The organism is Pseudoflavonifractor sp., from assembly GCF_050943825.1.
In the GTDB taxonomy this organism is placed as follows: Bacteria; Bacillota; Clostridia; order Oscillospirales; family Oscillospiraceae; genus Pseudoflavonifractor.
In genome coordinates, this window is record NZ_JBMNPX010000007.1 from 54,121 (window position 1) to 71,929 (window position 17,809).

General features: G+C 60.3%; 14 protein-coding genes. 12 read left to right on the forward strand and 2 right to left on the reverse strand.

Features of this window, described 5'->3' with window-relative positions:
• Positions 1 to 141 precede the first annotated feature (141 nt).
• The 4 genes from ACOX7T_RS08215 (at position 142) to ACOX7T_RS08230 (ending at position 6,625) form a co-directional block, all read left to right on the forward strand.
• Positions 142 to 1,032, forward strand: coding sequence for a rhomboid family intramembrane serine protease (locus tag ACOX7T_RS08215; RefSeq protein WP_433441663.1), 891 nt, complete (start codon positions 142 to 144; stop codon positions 1,030 to 1,032).
• A 303-nt stretch (positions 1,033 to 1,335) separates the two neighbouring features.
• Positions 1,336 to 3,411 (forward strand): glutamine synthetase III, encoded by a 2,076-nt coding sequence (locus ACOX7T_RS08220; RefSeq protein ID WP_433441665.1) that lies wholly within the window; start codon positions 1,336 to 1,338, stop codon positions 3,409 to 3,411.
• Positions 3,412 to 3,554: 143 nt separating this feature from the next.
• Positions 3,555 to 4,919: an amidophosphoribosyltransferase gene (gene purF, locus ACOX7T_RS08225; protein WP_433441667.1), complete on the forward strand. Its 1,365-nt coding sequence runs from the start codon at positions 3,555 to 3,557 to the stop codon at positions 4,917 to 4,919.
• A gap of 122 nt (positions 4,920 to 5,041) precedes the next feature.
• Complete coding sequence (locus ACOX7T_RS08230) at positions 5,042 to 6,625, forward strand: NAD(P)/FAD-dependent oxidoreductase (protein WP_433441669.1); 1,584 nt, start codon at positions 5,042 to 5,044, stop codon at positions 6,623 to 6,625.
• Positions 6,626 to 6,673: 48 nt separating this feature from the next.
• Here the strand turns inward: ACOX7T_RS08230 and ACOX7T_RS08235 are convergent, their stop codons facing one another.
• Positions 6,674 to 8,266, reverse strand: a complete 1,593-nt coding sequence (locus ACOX7T_RS08235) for a carbohydrate-binding domain-containing protein (protein ID WP_433441671.1) — start codon at positions 8,264 to 8,266, stop codon at positions 6,674 to 6,676.
• A gap of 182 nt (positions 8,267 to 8,448) precedes the next feature.
• Between ACOX7T_RS08235 and ACOX7T_RS08240 the strand changes: the two genes are divergently transcribed.
• From ACOX7T_RS08240 to guaA (ACOX7T_RS08255), 4 genes are all read left to right on the forward strand, one after another.
• Positions 8,449 to 8,928: an RNA polymerase sigma factor gene (locus tag ACOX7T_RS08240; RefSeq protein WP_433441673.1), complete on the forward strand. Its 480-nt coding sequence runs from the start codon at positions 8,449 to 8,451 to the stop codon at positions 8,926 to 8,928.
• On the forward strand, positions 8,921 to 10,651 hold the full coding sequence (locus tag ACOX7T_RS08245; RefSeq protein WP_433441675.1) for a hypothetical protein: 1,731 nt from the start codon (positions 8,921 to 8,923) through the stop codon (positions 10,649 to 10,651). The genes ACOX7T_RS08240 and ACOX7T_RS08245 overlap by 8 nt, the downstream gene beginning before the upstream one ends.
• Positions 10,652 to 10,800: 149 nt before the next feature.
• A complete protein-coding gene (gene guaA / locus ACOX7T_RS08250) occupies positions 10,801 to 12,342 on the forward strand; it encodes a glutamine-hydrolyzing GMP synthase (RefSeq protein ID WP_433441677.1) in 1,542 nt (513 codons plus the stop codon).
• A gap of 361 nt (positions 12,343 to 12,703) precedes the next feature.
• Positions 12,704 to 13,657 (forward strand): glutamine-hydrolyzing GMP synthase, encoded by a 954-nt coding sequence (gene guaA, locus ACOX7T_RS08255; protein ID WP_433441780.1) that lies wholly within the window; start codon positions 12,704 to 12,706, stop codon positions 13,655 to 13,657.
• Positions 13,658 to 13,854: 197 nt separating this feature from the next.
• On the opposite strand, the gene ACOX7T_RS08260 is transcribed toward guaA (ACOX7T_RS08255), so the two are convergent.
• Positions 13,855 to 14,343: a helix-turn-helix domain-containing protein gene (locus ACOX7T_RS08260; protein ID WP_433441679.1), complete on the reverse strand. Its 489-nt coding sequence runs from the start codon at positions 14,341 to 14,343 to the stop codon at positions 13,855 to 13,857.
• A gap of 302 nt (positions 14,344 to 14,645) precedes the next feature.
• Between ACOX7T_RS08260 and ACOX7T_RS08265 the strand changes: the two genes are divergently transcribed.
• Genes ACOX7T_RS08265 through ACOX7T_RS08280 form a run of 4 tightly spaced genes read left to right on the forward strand, consistent with a single transcriptional unit; the run spans position 14,646 to position 17,419 of the window.
• Entirely contained in the window at positions 14,646 to 14,840 is a 195-nt protein-coding gene (locus ACOX7T_RS08265) for a DNA-binding protein (RefSeq protein WP_433441681.1), read from the forward strand.
• 2 nt (positions 14,841 to 14,842) lie between these two features.
• Complete coding sequence (locus ACOX7T_RS08270; protein WP_433441683.1) at positions 14,843 to 15,916, forward strand: Arm DNA-binding domain-containing protein; 1,074 nt, start codon at positions 14,843 to 14,845, stop codon at positions 15,914 to 15,916.
• Between the two features lie 2 nt (positions 15,917 to 15,918).
• Positions 15,919 to 16,254: a plasmid mobilization protein gene (locus ACOX7T_RS08275; protein ID WP_433441685.1), complete on the forward strand. Its 336-nt coding sequence runs from the start codon at positions 15,919 to 15,921 to the stop codon at positions 16,252 to 16,254.
• Positions 16,244 to 17,419, forward strand: a complete 1,176-nt coding sequence (locus ACOX7T_RS08280; RefSeq protein ID WP_433441687.1) for an AAA family ATPase — start codon at positions 16,244 to 16,246, stop codon at positions 17,417 to 17,419. Before ACOX7T_RS08275 ends, ACOX7T_RS08280 begins: the two co-directional genes overlap by 11 nt.
• Positions 17,420 to 17,809: the final 390 nt, after the last annotated feature.

The window sequence follows — 17,809 nt, forward strand, 5'->3', positions numbered from 1 at the left end:
TCAAGGTGTGTTTTGTCGGTTTTTCCAGTTTAACATACTTTTCCTCCCGGTGGAAGAATGTTCACAGATTTTTTATTTACTTCTCGAAGAAAAGCGGGTAGAATGATGCACAGCACAATTTGATTGTTAGGAGGACTTGCCTTGCGCTCCATTGACAGCTGGTTTGACCGCTTCTGCAGAAAGCATCCCAGGCTGGCCATCCCCAACCTGATGATGTACATTGTCATCGGTACCGCCATTGTCTACATTCTGGACCAGTTCGGTCCCTTCCCCATCTCCAATTATCTGGCCTTCGATCTCTACCATATCATCCACGGCCAGGTGTGGCGGCTTATCACCTTTATCTTTATCCCCCTGAACGACAACCCATTCTGGTTCATCCTCTCACTGTATATGTACTGGTGGATCGGCAGAGCGGTGGAGCGGGAGTGGGGCAGCACCAAGTTCACCGTGTTCTACGGTACCGGCGTGCTGATGAATATCCTGTCCAGTCTGATCCTGTCCCTGTTTCTGGGCGGCTTCACCACCTCTATCCCCATCCTGTACGGCGCGGACTACCTGAACATGTCCCTCTTCTTCTCCATGGCCACCCTGTTCCCCGACCTGACCATCCTGCTCTTCTTCGTCATCCCCCTGAAGGCCAAGTGGCTGGCCTGGATTGACGCGGCCTTCTTCCTCTTCGGCATCGGCAAGGGCTTGGTGTATACCGTGATTTACGGGCCCATCATGCTGGTGATGGTCATCCCGCCCGTTGTTGCCATCCTCAACTATGTTCTCTTCTTCTGGTCGGACATTGGGGAGTTCTGCACACGTACCTTCCGCCGTGCCAGGCACCAGACCTCCCGCCAGACCATCAACTTCAAGCAGGCCACCCGCCACGCCCAGCAGCAGAAGGGGTACATCCACAAGTGCGCTGTCTGCGGCAAGACCGACACCGACTACCCCGACGAAGAGTTCCGCTACTGCTCCAAGTGCAACGGCTACTACTGCTACTGCTCCGAGCACATCCACAACCACGTGCATATTGAGTGATTAACCCGGAGCCGGAGGCCAACGCCTCCGGCTCCGTCTCTCCGGGACAAATGTCCGGCCTGCGAAAATTTTCTCTTGACAAATGACCGCATTGCTCCTATACTTACGCTATCAGTTGAGAACGAAGGTGTTCCGACCCCCATGGGTGGAGCATCTTCTTTTTTTATTTCCCTTCCCTGACGGCAAGGATGCCGGAACGGGCTATTCTCCCTGTACAATCCAGCAATATGGCAGCAAAGGCGCTGCGGCAGATGCCGCGGCGCCTTTTGCATATTTCGGGCACAAATTTAAGGAGTGAGTGTTATGAAGAAGATTCCCGCGCTGTTTGGCAGCATGGTGTTCAACGAGTCCGTGATGAAGGAGCGCCTGACCAAGGATGCCTACCGCGCCCTGTGCCGCACCATCAAGGAGGGCAAAGCCCTGGACCCGGCGGTGGCTGACGTGGTGGCCTCCGCCATGAAGGACTGGGCCGTGGAAAAGGGCGCCACCCACTTCACCCACTGGTTCCAGCCCATGACCGGTGTCACCGCCGAGAAGCACGACGCCTTCCTCTCCCCCTGCGGGGACGGCTCCGGCATCATGGAGTTCTCCGGCAAGGAGCTCATCAAGGGCGAGCCGGACGCCTCCTCCTTCCCCTCCGGCGGCCTGCGGGCCACCTTTGAGGCCAGAGGCTACACCGCCTGGGACCCCACCTCCTACGCCTTTATTAAGGACGACACCCTGTGCATCCCCACTGCCTTCTGCTCCTACCGGGGCGAGATCCTGGACAAAAAGACCCCTCTGCTCCGGTCCATGGACGTGCTCAGCCGCGAGGCGGCCCGGGTGCTCAAGCTCTTCGGCAAGGAGGTCCGCCGGGTCACCGCCACCGTGGGTCCTGAGCAGGAGTACTTCCTAATCGACAAGGCCGACTACGCCAGGCGCCCCGACCTGATCCTCACCGGCCGCACTCTGTTCGGCGCTCCCGCACCCAAGGGCCAGGAGATGGAGGACCACTACTTCGGCTCCATCCGGCCCCGGGTGAAGGCCTTCATGGCCGACCTGGACGAGGAGCTGTGGAAGCTGGGCATCTACGCCAAAACCGAGCACAACGAGGTTGCCCCCAGCCAGCACGAGATGGCCCCCATCTTCACCACCGCCAACCTGGCCACCGACCAGAACCAGCTGACCATGGAGGTGATGAAGAAGGTGGCAAACCGCCACGGCTTTGTCTGTCTGCTCCACGAAAAGCCCTTTGAGGGGGTCAACGGCTCGGGCAAGCACAACAACTGGGCCCTGTCCACCGACACCGGCGAGAACCTGCTGGACCCGGGCAAGACCCCCATGGACAACGCCCAGTTCCTCCTCTTCCTCACCGCCGTCATCCGGGCCGTGGATGAGTACCAGGACCTGCTGCGCATCTCGGTGGCCAGCGCCGGCAACGACCACCGCCTGGGCGGCAACGAGGCGCCGCCCGCCATCGTGTCCGTCTACGTGGGCGACGAGCTGTCCGGCGTGATCAGCGCTCTCATTCAGGGCACCGGCCACAGCGACGCCGCCCCCGGCAGCATGGACATCGGCGTCACCGCCCTGCCCCCCATTCCCCTGGACAACTCCGACCGGAACCGCACCTCCCCCTTTGCCTTCACCGGCAACAAGTTTGAGTTCCGCATGCCCGGCTCCTCCTTCAACATCGCCTGCCCCAACATCATGCTCAACTGCGCCGTGGCCGAGTCCCTGGGGCTGTACGCCGGGGAGCTGGAGCAGGCCAAAGACTTCGACGCCGCCCTCTCCGCCCTCATCCGCCGGGAGCTGTCCGCCCACAGCCTCATCCTCTTCAACGGCAACGGCTACGGCGCCGACTGGCCCGAGGAGGCCGCCCGCCGGGGTCTGATGAACCTGCACAACACCCCCGAGGCCCTGGAGCACTTCGACGACGCGAAAAACGTGGCCCTCTTCACCTCCCAGGGCATCTACACCATGGAGGAGATCCACTCCCGCCAGGAGATCGCCCAGGAGGAGTACGCCAAGACCATCCTCATCGAGGCCAGAACCTCCCTGGACATCCTGCACAAGCAGATCATCCCCGCCTGCATGGCCTACTCCACCCAGGTGGCCCAGGGCGCGGCGGTGAAGGGCTCCATCGGCGTCTCCGCCGACGGCGAGATCGCCCTGGTCCGCACCATCACCGGCAAGACCAGCGCCCTTATGGAGCGCACCGAGGCCCTGGATAAGGCCGTGACCGCTGTGCCCGAGTCTGTGAAGGAGAGCGCCCGGTACTGCGCCGAGACTGTCCTCCCCGCCATGGAGGCCGCCCGTGCCGTCGCCGACCAGCTGGAGCTGCTGGTGGACCGCGCCCACTGGCCCTTCCCCACCTACCGCGACCTACTCTTCTACGTGTAATCCATTCTGCTTTCTCTAAAACACCTCACTCCGCCCTCACGGCCGGGCTGCCTCTCATGGCGGCCCGGCCGGAGGGCTGATTGTCGTGTCTGAGCACCGTTTCCGTGCTCATCCATCCCCTTTCAGAAAGGAAGAATATTTTCGTGTCAATCCATGAGGAATGCGGCGTCTTCGGTGTGCTGGACCCTGCCGGAGACTGCGCCCGCACCACCTATTACGGTCTCTTTGCCCTCCAACACCGGGGACAGGAGGCCTGCGGCATCGCCACCATTCAGGACCGTGAGCTGGCCTTTCACAAGGACCTGGGCCTGGTGGGAGAGGTGTTCTCCCCCGAAATTCTGGACCGGCTGGGGGGCACCATGGCTGTGGGCCATGTGCGCTACGCCACCACCGGCGGCAGCCGCCGGGAGAACGCCCAGCCCCTGACCCTCAAGTACGTCAAGGGCACCCTGGCCGTGGCCCACAACGGCAATCTGGTCAACGCCGACCAGCTGCGCACCGCCTTTGAGTACCGGGGCGCCATCTTCCAGACCACCACCGACTCCGAGCTCATCGCCTACGCCATCGCCCAGGAGCGGCTCCGCTGTCCCTCCGCCGAGGAGGCGGTGTGCCAGGCTCTGAAGGGTCTGCGTGGCGCCTTCTCCCTCATCGTCATGTCGCCCCAGAAGCTCATCGCCGCCCGGGACCCCTGGGGCTTCCGGCCTCTGTGCATGGGCCGCCGGGGCGACGCGGTGATCTTCGCCTCCGAGACCTGCGCCCTTACCGCCGTGGGTGCCATCTTCGAGCGGGAGCTGGAGCCGGGTGAGATTGTAGTGGCCAGCCGGGATGGGGTGCACTCCATCCGTGAAAACTGCGTGGCCGCCTCCAGCCATATGTGCATCTTTGAGTACATCTACTTCGCCCGGCCCGACTCGGTACTCTGCGGTCAGTCAGTCCACGAGGCCCGGCGGAACGCAGGCCGCCTGCTGGCCCAGGAGTACCCGGCCGAGGCCGACGTGGTCATCGGCGTGCCCGACTCGGGCCTGGACGCCGCCATGGGCTACGCCGAGGCCTCCGGCATCCCCTACGGCGTGGGTCTGGTGAAGAACCGGTACATCGGCCGCACCTTCATCACCCCTGGCCAGGAGAGCAGAGAGCAGGCGGTGCGTATCAAGCTGGGCGCTCTGGCCAGCTGTGTGGCGGGCAAGCGGGTGGTCATGATTGACGACTCCATCGTCCGGGGCACCACCTCCCGACAGATTGTCTCCCTGCTGCGGGAGGCGGGGGCCACGGCGGTCCACATGCGCTCCTCCGCGCCCCCCTTCATCGCCCCATGCTACTTCGGCACCGACATCCCCGACCGGAAGAACCTCATCGCCTGCCACCACTCGGTGGAGGAGATCCGGGACATGATCGGCGCCGACAGTCTGGGCTTTCTCAGCCTGGAGAGCCTGCACAAAATCGCGCCCCAGGCCAGCTGTGGTTTCTGCGACGGCTGCTTTACCGGCAATTACCCCGTCTGTGTCTGAGCCCTCCAGGCTCTGGCGGGTTGTGTCCGCCCCTCTGCAATGGTATAATGGCTGTATTCCAGCCATTATGCCATTTTTTATTGCGTCCGGCCGGTGTCCGGGCGCTTCCATACGGAGGTACTATGATTCGAATTTCAAATATCCCCCTGCCCATCGGCGGCGGGGAAGCCCAGCTGAAGAAGAAGGCCGCCCACATTCTGGGCATAAAGCCCGACGCCGTGGTCCGTCTCTCTCTGGCCCGGCAGTCCATCGACGCCCGGAAGAAAAATGACGTCCACTATGTCTGCACTGTGGACGTGACCGTGGCCGACGAGGCCGGGATTATGGCCCGCTGCCGGGACAAAAACGTCTCTCTCCACGAGCATGTCCCCTACACCTTCCCGCCGGTGCGCCGGAGCTCCGCTCTGCCGCCGGTGGTGGTGGGCATGGGCCCCGCCGGGCTCTTCGCCGCCTTCTACCTGGCCCGTAACGGCATCCCCTCCATTGTGCTGGAGCGGGGCCGCCCGGTGGAGGAGCGGACCGCCGACGTGGAGCGGTTTTGGGCCACCGGCGTGCTCAATCCGGCCTCCAACGTCCAGTTCGGCGAGGGCGGCGCGGGCACCTTCTCCGACGGCAAGCTGACCACCGGCACCCACGACAGCCGGATCTCCACCGTGCTCCGCACGCTGGTGATGGCGGGTGCCCCGGAGGATATTCTCTACCAGCACAAGCCCCACATCGGCACCGACGTGCTGCGGGATGTGGTAAAAACCATCCGCCTGGAGCTCATCCGCCTGGGCTGCGACGTCCGCTTCGGCCACAAGCTGACCGGTCTGGGGCTGAAGGACGGCCGGGTGACCTCTCTGACAGTGGACGGCCCCACCGGGCGGTACGACCTGCCCTGCGACGCCCTGGTGCTCTCCCCCGGCCACTCCGCCCGGGACACCTTCCAGATGCTGATGGACGCCGGGGTACCCATGGCCCCCAAGCCCTTTGCCATCGGCGTACGCATTGAGCACAGCCAGGCGGCTGTGTCGGCGGCCCAGTTCGGTCCCGCCTGGGAGCAGCTGCCCCCGGCAGACTACAAGCTCTCCTGCCACCTGCCCGATGGCCGCAGCGCCTTTACCTTCTGCGTATGTCCCGGCGGCTCGGTGGTGGCCGCCGCTTCGGAACAGGGCCGGCTGGTGACCAACGGCATGAGCTGCCGGGCCCGGGACGGCGCTCTCATCAACGGCGGCTTCCTGGTGGGTGTCTCTCCCGCCGACTACGGCAGCGACCACCCCCTGGCGGGCGCCGCCTTCCAGGCCAGGTGGGAAGAGGCTGCCTTCCATCTGGGCGGCGGGGACTTCCGGGCCCCCGCCCAGACCGTGGGGGACTTTCTGGCGGGGGTACCCTCCAAAAAGCTGGGCAGCATTGAACCCACCTACCGGCCCGGCGTCACCCCCACCGACCTGGACCGCTGTCTGCCCGGCTTTGTGACCGGCACGCTCCGGGCCGCCCTGCCCATCTTTGACCGGAAGCTCCACGGCTTCGCCGCCCCTGAGGCGGTGCTCACCGGCGTGGAGACCCGCTCCTCTTCCCCGGTGCGCATCCTCCGGGACGACACCTTCCAGTCCCCCGTCCGCGGTCTGTATCCCTGCGGTGAGGGCGCCGGATACGCCGGCGGCATCATGAGCGCCGCTGTGGACGGCATCCGGGTGGCAGAGGCCATCGCTCAGGCCCTTTAAACAGCAAACAGCGCCTCCGGACCGAAAAACCGGAGGCGCTGCTCTGTCTTATTCGCTCTGTACGCCGGTTACGCCGGAGAAGCTGTGGGTATCTGCCAAGATGGTAAACTCGGTGGAGGGTTCAGCCGTCTCATCTCCGGCCATGCCTCCCTCAGGAGGCTGGCGGTCCCCGCCGTCGGTGGGCTGGGGCGGCTGCTGTCCGTCACCGCCCGCTCCCTCGGGCCGCTCCGGGCGCTCGCCCTCCGGCATCTCACCGTCCTGGGGCGGCTCACCCATGCCCTCAGGAGGTTCTCCCATGTTCTCGGGCGGCTGCTGCCCGTCCTGGGGCCGTCCGCCGCCGAAGCCCATTCCGCCGCCCATGCCGAAGCTGTGGCCTATAAACTGCTGCTGCACCCCGTCCACATAGACCGTATAGGTTGCTCCGTCGGTCAGGTCGGCTCCGGTGTAGGTCAGGGAGGAGAAGGCCCGCTCGGCAGTATAGCTGACCAGCTCGCTGCCCTCGCTGTCCTTGATAACAATATTACTCCCGGCGGCCTGCTCTCCGGTGAAGGACAGCTCCATATAGGCCTGTCCGGAGGCGGTATCCACGGCGTCGTTCCGGCTGCCCAGAGCCAGGACGCTGCCGCCGTTGAGGTAGATGCCGCTGTCCGAGTCAATGCCGCCGTCGCCGGACTGGCCGTTGGCCACCGCCACAACCTCACCGGCGTTGATGGTCAGGTAGCCGTTGGAGTCGATGCCGTCTCCCTCCGCGCCCAAACCGGCGTTGATGGACAGCCGTCCGCCGTTGATGGTGGTGACCGACACGCCATCCTCGTTGGTGTTGATGCCGTCGTTCTGGGCGGTGATGAAGATGCTGCCGCTGTTGATGGTCAGGTGGAGCTCGCTGTCCAGGCCCTCGTTGTCGGCGATGATGTTGAGCGTGCCCGACTCGTCCGACTCCCCACTCACGTTCATGGACATCTTGGAGTAAAACGCGCCGTCGTACTTGTGCAGCTTATCCTGCGTGCCCTCCTTATAAATACGGGCCACATGTGAGCCGGTGACTGTGTTTGTGGAGCCGTCGGCCAGAATCACGTTGGCGCCTGCGGCGGAGGTATCCACCGTGGGGGAGGCGGTGGCTGTGTCCTTGCTGCCGCACTCATAGACGTTATAGAAGATGACCGCCGGAGCCACGGTGCAGGTGATGTCCACCCCGTCCAGAATCAGGGTGACCACCGCATCCGGGTCGTCTTCTGCGTCCTCTCCCAGGTCCACCGCCACCTGTCCGGCGGAAAGGGTGCCGGAGAGCCGGTACGCGCCGGGCTGGGTGATGGTAACCACCATATGGGCGGCCGCCTCCTCGGCGGAGTGGGCCTCCTCAGTGGTTCCCTCACCGTAGGTCTCGTCGTGGCCGTCCTCATAGTAGACAATCTCCGCGCCCACATAGACCGCTGAGGCCGGGTCTGTGGAGGCCGCCTGGCCGTCCACTGTGACCCCGTCATCGGAGAGCACCACAGCGATCTCCACTGTCTCGCTGCTCTGGACAGCAGTGCTCTGGGTGGGTGCGGCGGACGGCACGTCCTCCGTCTCCCCGGCAGTACAGGCGGCGCAGGAAATCAACATCGCCGCGGCAAGCACGGCGGGAATCCATTTATTCCGCATAAGTAAGGTTCCTTTCTGTTTCAGGATGGGAGCAAGTATAACAGTTCAAGCTGAAAGCAACCTGAAATTCCAGTGAACCATCTGTAAATTTTTCATCTGCGAAATAAGCAGAAAAAAGAGTTTTTATCCTGCAATAATTTGCTCTGCTCAGGTGTGTTAGAGGTGAAAGGAGGAGGAAGCCTATGACCGGACAATTCCAGCGGGAAAGCCCGTTCTCCTACGCCTGTGACCACTATATGGACACGGTCTACCGTGTGGCGGTCCACAACGCCCCATCACCGGAGGACGCGGAGGACGTGACTCAGGAGGTCTTTGAGCGGCTGCTCACCTGCCGCAAGGGCTTTTCCGATGAGGAGCACCTGAAGGCCTGGCTTATCCGCTGCACCCTGAACCGGTGCAAAAACCTGTTCCGCAACCGCCGGGAGGTGTCCCTCAGCGAGGCCCTGCCCGCACCGGAGCGGGAAGAGGGCTCCGTACTGGAGGAGGTACGCCGTCTGCCCGAGCGGTACCGGAACGCCATCTATCTACACTATTTTGAGGGCTACACCGCCGCTGAAATCGCCCAGATCATGGGCGGCACCACCAGCACGGCCCTCTCCTGGCTGCGGCGGGGCCGGGAGGCCCTGCGGAAACGGATGATAGGAGGGTTTGACGATGAATAAGCGGGATTATATCAGAGAGGTGGAGTCTCTCCGCACCCCCGATCACCTGCGCCGCCGGATTGTCTCCCTCCCCGGCCGGCGGACCGCCCGCTCCTTCCGGTGGGGCAGGCTTCTCTCCCTGGCCGCCTGCCTGGTGTTGGTGATTGCACTGGCCGTAGCGCTGCCGGCGCTCCTCCGTGGACTCTATCCGGGCGGCGAGATCGTCTCTCCCCCAGTGGCCACTGGCTCGGACGACACCATCCCGGACGAGGAACTGGCCCAGCTGCTGGCGGCAGAATCTCCCGGCGGCCAACAGCCCGGCGATACCTGGGAGCTGCTCTGCTCCATTCCGGGAGATGGCCGCACCCTAGGTGTCCTGCGTTACGAAGGTCCCCACGCCTTCGGGCTCGGCAGTCTGTTTGTGGGCGTCTTTGACAACCGGACCAGAGAGCCGGTGGAGCCGGTCACCATTATCAATGGAGACGACGGGGAAGTCTATACCTGGGTGGACATAGCCACCCAGCAGCAGTACCTGCTTTGCACCAATGCCGTTATTACACACGGAGCCGAAAGCTGTACCGCCGCCCTCTTCACCTTTGACGGCAGCAAGCTGAGCACTGTGACGGAGCTGCCTGAGGTGGCTCTTGGGGCGGAGAACCTTCCCCAGGGCGCGGAGACCATGTTCCGGGCGGACACTGATTTCTGGGAAGACCACAAGAGCGTCATCAACGGCGCCGGCCTGGATCTCTATGTGCGGAATCCCGAATGGGATGCGGCATCGGGCAGCGAGGACGACCAGTGGAGCTATCTGTGCTACGTTCCTCTGGCCGGGGAGGAGCAGGCCCCGCTCACCGACATTGCAAGGCCCGACCAGGCCGAGCCCACTGTCGGCTTTGACTCGTACAATCCTCCCGTTCTGCCCCTGGTTGTGGATGGAGACAGCTCCAACCTGAGGACCTGGCGGAAGCTCACCGTGGACTTCACCGACGACCTGTTTGGCGGCTCCACGGCTGACAATCTCCTTTACTATCCCAGGGTCACCGACCGCTATGTGGTGGAGAATACCAGCGGAAGGGACCTGACCGTCACCCTCTGCTATCCTTATGCCAACAATCTGACTGCCTCCTCCACTTCCCTGCCCTCCATCACCCTGGACGGGTACCAGCAGGACAACTCGCCCCTCATCGGCGGGTCCCTCTTCCCCGAAACTGGTGACAGCTGGACCGGCGATTTCACCGCCTGGGAGGACTATCAGGACGCCATGGACAGCGGAGATGCGCTGGCCGGGGCCAAGGCCGACCCTGTTGGAATGCTGGCCGGTGTGCCGGTGACGGTGTACGACATCCTACCCAGCCAGGACTATGAGACCATCCGGGACAGCCTGGATGACCCCTGGTCGGCCACCCTGGCGGTGGACTGCACCCTCTCCGACCCTGATATTCAGCTCTTTGTCTACGGCCTGGAGGGCTATTCGGCACTCTCCGAGGATCAACTGAGCCGCCGTTACTCCTTCTCCCTCAACGACAATGCGGCCGGGCTCCACCGTATCATCGTGGTGGGTGGTACGCTGGAGATAGGCCCTGTCACCGGCTACACCGACGGCTCCTGCACCCAGGTGGTGACGGAGCTCACCGGTCAGGTATCTGCCAAAGAGAATCTCTCCCTCTCCGATGCGCTTCTGGGCTGTGTGGAGGACTTCTACTTCCCAATTTCTTACCGCTTTCTTTTTTCTCCTCCTCTGTGAGAGATGACGGCAATCGGGGCGGCACAGGGCGCCGGTTTGTAGGCCTCGTTGCTTGCGCCAAAGGCCGAAATATGATATTCTAAGCTATCAAATCCCGCGCTGCCCCGCTTGTGCGGGACAATGGAAAATCAAGGAAAGAAGGTCGGACGATGTCCCATCAGCTTGTCGTTGTCCTGGACTTTGGCGGTCAGTATAACCAGCTCATCGCGCGCCGTGTGCGTGAGTGTGGTGTCTACTGCGAGGTCAAGCCCTACACCACTCCCCTGGAGCAGATTAAGGCCATGACGCCTATCGGCATTATCTTTACCGGCGGCCCCAACAGCGTCTATGACGAAAAGGCCCCCCACGTGGACCCGGAGATTTTCAATCTGGGCATTCCTGTGCTGGGCATCTGCTACGGCTGCCAGCTTATGGCCCACACTCTGGGCGGTCAAGTAACCGCCGCTCAGGACGACTCCGCCCGGGAATACGGCAAGACGGAGACCTATTACAACACCGACTGCAAGATTTTCAAGGGCCTGCCTGCCCAGGGTATCTCCTGGATGAGCCACGGCGACTATATGGCCAAGGTTCCCCAGGGCTTTGACCTGGTGGCCCACTCCGACGCCTGCCCCAACGTGGCCATCGCCGACGAGGCCCGGGGCTTCTACGGCGTGCAGTACCACCCCGAGGTCAACCACACCGAGAACGGTGTGGCCATGATCCGCAACTTCCTCTATGAGGTCTGCGGCGCTGCCGGCGACTGGACCATGGGCGACTACAAGAACACCGCCATCCGGGAGATCCGGGAAAAGGTGGGCAGCGGCAAGGTGCTGCTGGCACTCAGCGGCGGCGTGGACTCCTCCGTGGTGGCCGCCCTGCTGGCCGAGGCCGTGGGCAATCAGCTCACCTGCGTGTTTGTAGACCACGGCCTCATGCGCAAGGATGAGGGCGACGAGGTGGAGCAGGCCTTTGCCCGCTGGGATATCAACTTCGTCCGGGTGGACGCCGAGACCCGCTTCCTCCTGAAGCTGGCCGGTGTGGACGAGCCGGAGCGCAAGCGCAAGATCATCGGCGAGGAGTTTATCCGGGTCTTTGAGGAAGAGGCCAAGAAGATTGGCGCTGTGGACTTCCTGGCCCAGGGTACCATCTACCCCGATGTCATCGAGTCCGGCGCCGGTGACGCCGCGGTCATCAAGTCCCACCACAACGTGGGCGGACTGCCCGACTACGTGGACTTCAAGGAGATCATCGAGCCCCTGCGCCTGCTGTTCAAGGACGAGGTCCGTCAGCTGGGCCGTGAGCTGGGCCTGCCCGAGTATCTGGTCTCCCGCCAGCCCTTCCCCGGCCCCGGCCTGGCCATCCGCATCATCGGCGACATTACCAAGGAGAAGGCCGATACCCTCCGTGAGGCCGACTTTATCTTCCGGGACGAGATCGCCAAGGCCGGTCTGGATGGCGGCATCAACCAGTACTTTGCCGTCCTGACCAACACCCGCTCTGTGGGCGTCATGGGCGACGGCCGCACCTACGACTACACTCTGGCACTCCGGGCCGTGACTACCGATGACTTTATGACCGCCGACTGGGCCCGCATTCCCTATGATGTGCTGGACCGGGTGTCCGTCCGCATCGTCAACGAGGTCAAGGGCATCAACCGCATCTGCTACGACATCACCTCCAAGCCCCCTGCCACGGTGGAATGGGAGTGAGCTCCCGAACGCGGGGAGATGTATCCGCTCTGGACGCAAACCTGTAACCTGCAAGACCGCCCTGCTGATATCAAAATCAGCAGGGCGGTACCTTTTTAAGTGCTAAAACAGCTTTTCTATACTTTTGCAGAGGATATGGTGTTCAACGCGGCGTTTTCCCTACATTCGCCTCCAAAGGGCAGGAAAACGTTGAATTTCCCATGCTTCTGTGATATTATTTCAATATTGATATAATTGCGCAACTTTTTTCTGCACAAATACAGAGAAAAGTCTCCACATTTGAGCGCCGTTCAGTGGAAATAAAATGAATCCATCAAATATAAGGAGGACCTATATGGAAAGCAACAAGCGTCCCGAGAGCATGGAGCGAATCACTACCCCTGCCCTGGCTGAGGCCTTTATCGCCCAGCAGGTGGCGGACATTCAGGCCCAGGTGGGCGACAAGAAGGTGCTGCTGGCACTCAGCGGCGGCGTGGACTCCTCCGTGGTAGCCGCTCTGCTCATCAAGGCCATCGGCAAGCAGCTGGTCTGTGTCCATGTCAACCACGGCCTGCTCCGCAAGGGCGAGCCCGAGCAGGTGGTCAAGGTGTTCCGGGATGAGATGGACGCCAATCTGGTCTATGTGGACGCGGTGGACCGCTTCCTGGAGAAGCTGGCCGGTGTGGCCGAGCCCGAGCAGAAGCGCAAGATCATCGGCGCCGAGTTTATCCGCGTGTTCGAGGAAGAGGCCCGCAAGCTGGAGGGCATCGAGTTCCTGGCCCAGGGCACCATTTACCCCGACATTCTGGAGAGCGGCGGAGTCAAGGCCCACCACAACGTGGGCGGCCTGCCCGAGGACCTGAAGTTTGAGCTGGTGGAGCCTCTGAAGTTCCTCTTCAAGGACGAGGTCCGTGTGGTGGGCAAGGCCCTTGGTCTGCCTGACGGCATGGTGTTCCGTCAGCCCTTCCCCGGCCCCGGTCTGGGCGTGCGCTGCCTGGGCGCCATCACCCGCGACCGGCTGGAGGCCGTCCGGGAGTCCGACGCCATCCTGCGCGAGGAGTTTGCCAAGAACGGCCTGGAGGGCAAGGTGTGGCAGTACTTTACCGTCATCCCCGACTTCAAGTCCGTGGGTGTGCGCAACGACAAGCGTGCTGACGAGTGGCCTGTTATCATCCGCGCCGTCAACACTGTGGATGCTATGACCGCCACTGTGGAGGACGTGCCCTTCGCTCTGCTCCAGCACATCACCCAGCGCATCACCAGCGAGGTCCCCGGCGTCAACCGCGTCTGCTACGACCTGACTCCCAAGCCCACCGGCACCATCGAGTGGGAATGATTTCAGAGGCCCGAAAAAGCCCGTAGTTACTGGGTTTTTGAGGGGTTAAGGCCCTTTGTGGCAACGATTTGGCAACACTTTTTCATTATTCATAAAAAGAGAGCTAACTGATTTTGATTAGTCAGTTAGCTCTCTTTTTCTTTTTATTATTATTCTGTGCAACAAACAGCCTCTCCTGTGGCCTACAAGTGAGGGGGTCAAAAGAGGTCCTGGGGCGGCACCTTCACATACTTCTGGGCTTTGTCAAACTCCGGATAGTGGTAGCGCCACTTGTCGTAATCCTCTTTGGAGATTTCGCCCGTCTCCAGCATGGCAGCGGCCTGCTGCCAGGAACAGAGCATCTCATGCAGCCGGGCGGCATCCTTGTTCTTCCGCACATCCACCTTCAGGCAGACTTCTCCATCCGTTTCGCTGATTTTGAGCCCGTAGTTGTCCTCCAGGGTAAACAAGGTGTGCATCAGCCCCACATAGGAGTCTATATCCGGGACAGAGAGGGCATGGGGCGAGACATCCAGTACCTGGGCTAGGGCAGCAGTAAGGTCTGCCTTAGGGGTTCTTGATCCTGTTTCATACTGAGCAAGGCGCACATCGGCAGACTTCTCCGGGAAGCCCAGCGCCATGCCGAGATATTTCTGAGTCATCCCCCGCAGGAGACGGAAAAAGTGAATCCGTTCGCCAATCGCCATATCATTAACTCCAATCGTTGATTGTTCTTAGGAAAAGCGTAGCAGAAATGCTTAGTAATGTCAAGAGAATCCTAAACAATTTTATTTAATTTATTTTGTGTACTCCGATTGACACAAGCTATTTTGCTTAGTATAATGACAACAGACTAAGCATAATAGCTTAGAATCAATAAATAAAAAAGAACTGCCGCAATTCCCGGTTATACATCACGGGAAAAAGTGGTGGACGAAAGTGAGGAGGCATTTATGGAACACAATATCCAGCCGCAACAGCCATCAATGAGGAAAGGAAGGTATTTTCAATGCAGGCACAAAACTTTATGCGCGTGGAGGAAGTGGCCCAGGAACTGGATATCTCCAAGTCCCACGCCTACAAGGTAATCCACAAACTCAACGCTGAACTCCGGGAGAAAGGCTATCTGACCATCGCCGGGCGGGTCAACCGAAACTTTTTCATGGAGAAGTTTTGCTACGGCAAGACGGGAAAGGAGGGCTAATCATGGCGGTCTACAAAGAAGAAAAGACGAATACTTGGCGAGCGGTCTACCGCTACACCGACTGGAACGGCGAGCGCAAGCAAACCCAGAAACGGGGCTTCAAGACCAAGCGAGAGGCGCAGGCATGGGAGCGGGAACAGCTCAACAAGACCAGTGCCGACCTGGATATGACCTTCAGGAGCTTCGTGGACCTCTACACAGCGGATATGAAGACCCGGCTTAAGGAAAACACCTGGGCCACCAAGGATCACATCATCCGCACCAAGCTACTGCCCTACTTCGGCAGGCTGAAAATGTGCAACATCACCGCTCAGCAGATCATCACCTGGCAAAACGAGATGTTGAACCACAAGGACGAGAACGGCAAGCCCTACTCTCCAGTGTACCTGAAAACAGTCCACAACCAGCTCAGCGCCATCTTCAACCACGCGGTACGGTATTACAACCTTAGGGAAAATCCCTGCAAGAAGGCGGGCAGCATGGGCAAAAAGAAAAACCGGGAGATGATGTTCTGGACCAAGGAGCAGTACCTGAAATTTGCCGAGGTGATGATGGACAAGCCGCTATCCTTCTATGCCTTTGAGATGCTCTACTGGTGCGGTATTCGGGAGGGGGAGCTGCTTGCCCTGACCCCAGCGGATTTTGACTTTGAGAAGCGCACCGTATCTATTAACAAGTCTTACCAGCGGCTGAACGGTCAAGATCTGATTACCACTCCCAAAACCGAGAAGAGCAATCGGGTCATCACCATGCCGCAATTTCTGGCAGAAGAAATCCAGGATTACATCAAAATGCTCTACGGCATCGGGCCGGATGACCGGATGTTCACTGTCACCAAAAGCTATCTCCATAGGGAGATGGACCGGGGAGCCAAAGAAGCGGGGGTACCGCGTATCAGAATCCACGATATTCGTCATAGCGCGGTGTCGCTTCTGATTGACATGGGGTTCTCTGCTACGGCTATCGCAGACCGGGTAGGCCATGAAAGCATCGACATCACCTATAACTACGCACACCTGTTTCCGTCCAAGCAGGCGGAAATGGCGGATAAACTGAACATGGAAAGGGGCAATTAAAAATGTCAGCAAAGAATTTGGACAAGCACAACCGTTGGAGGAACAAGACCGTGGCTTTCCGGGTCTCCCCGGAGGAGGACGCTCAGATCGAAACGGCGGTGAAGCTCACCGGACTGACCAAGCAGGATTATATCATCCGTCGGCTGCTTTGCCGGGATGTGGTGGTCCAGGGAAACCCCAGGGTTTACAAGGCCCTGCGGGATCATCTGGCCGCTGTGCTGGACGAGCTGCGCCGGATCGAGGCCGGGCAGGGGGTAAACGATGAGCTGCTGGACACCATCCAGATGATCGCTACCATTATGAACGGGATGCAGGAGGATTTTGCCTATGACCGATGATAAAAAGAAAATGACCGCCCAGAACTCATCTGTTGGCGCAGATGATGGGCAGTCAATCTCTCAAAATTCCAAGACCACTATACCAGACCCAGACGAAAAAAGCAATTCCCCCGAAAGAGATTTGGAGGAACTTTACCGGAAGATGCGCCGCATGAGCGACCCGGCATACCTGCACACTGTGACCCTGGACGAGCTGATGGACAATGTGTTCGAGGGGAAATCCGCAGTGATTGAGAACCTACTCTACACTGGAGCGTACATCCTTGCCGGAGCGCCCAAAATCGGCAAGTCCTTCCTGGTGGCGCAGATTGCCCACCATGTCAGTACCGGGCAGGATTTGTGGGGCTACAAAGTCCACCAGGGAACCGTGCTCTATCTTGCCCTAGAAGATGATGAGAGCCGGTTGCAGCGCCGGATGTTCCGTATGTTTGGCGTGGAAGGGACAAGCTCTCTTCACTTCGCCACCAACGCTAAGATGATCGGCGGTGGCCTGGATGAACAGCTGGAAAAGTTCGTTCGGGAACACAGTGATACCAAGCTGATTATCGTGGATACCCTACAAAAAGTCCGTGAGGTGGTGAATGATAGTTACAGCTACTCCAGCGACTATGAGGTGATCGGCAAGCTGAAGCAATTTGCTGATCGGTATGGCGTCTGCGTTCTGATCGTCCACCACACCAGAAAGCAGCCTGCGGGGGATAGTTTTGAGATGATCTCGGGCACCACCGGCCTGCTGGGCTGTGCGGATGGTGCGCTCCTGATGCAGAAGGAGAAGCGAACAGATAGCAAGGCCACCTTGGAGGCGGTAGGCAGAGACCAGCCGGATCAGCGGCTGTATCTGAGCAAAGACCAGGAGAGCCTGGTTTGGAGTCTTGACCATGCAGAAAATGAGCTTTGGAAACAGCCTCCAGACCCGATACTGGAGGCCGTAGCGAAGATCGTATCCGCTGACAACCGGGAATGGGAAGGCAGTCCCACCGAGCTGGCTCAGGCGATTCAAGCGGATATGGCGGTGAACCGGCTCACCAAGCATTTGAATGTGAATGCCAGTCGCCTGCTGGAAGAACATCAGGTAAAGTACGAGAACAAAACTAAGCACGCTGGACGGCGTATCCGGCTGATCTACATGGTGGTGGAAGCACCTGCGTTTGAAGTAATCGAGTAAAGCGCGACGCTCGCAACGGTCGCGACGGTGTTTTGAGGGGTACTCACAGCACCGTTGCGACCGTCGCCACCGTCGCGGAAGGGAAAAATGGGGTGGCATTTTGCTCACTTATCTGTCAAGGGCTACACTATTTCACGGTAGCCCCCAAGGCCATAAGGGTGTCATGATCTGTTACACCCTTACCCAAAGGGGTACGGCATTTTGGCGTACTCCTTCAAAGCGTTCGCAGAACGCGCAGCCACAGAATGAAATTCTGTGTTCAAAAAGGGGCTTGGGGGCACTGCCCTCAACAAGCAGACGGCAGGAAATGTGAGTGTGTATTAACACTCGCATTGCTTGCCAGTCTTGTGTGTGGCTATCCACACGCATTGCTTGCGGATAACTAAAACA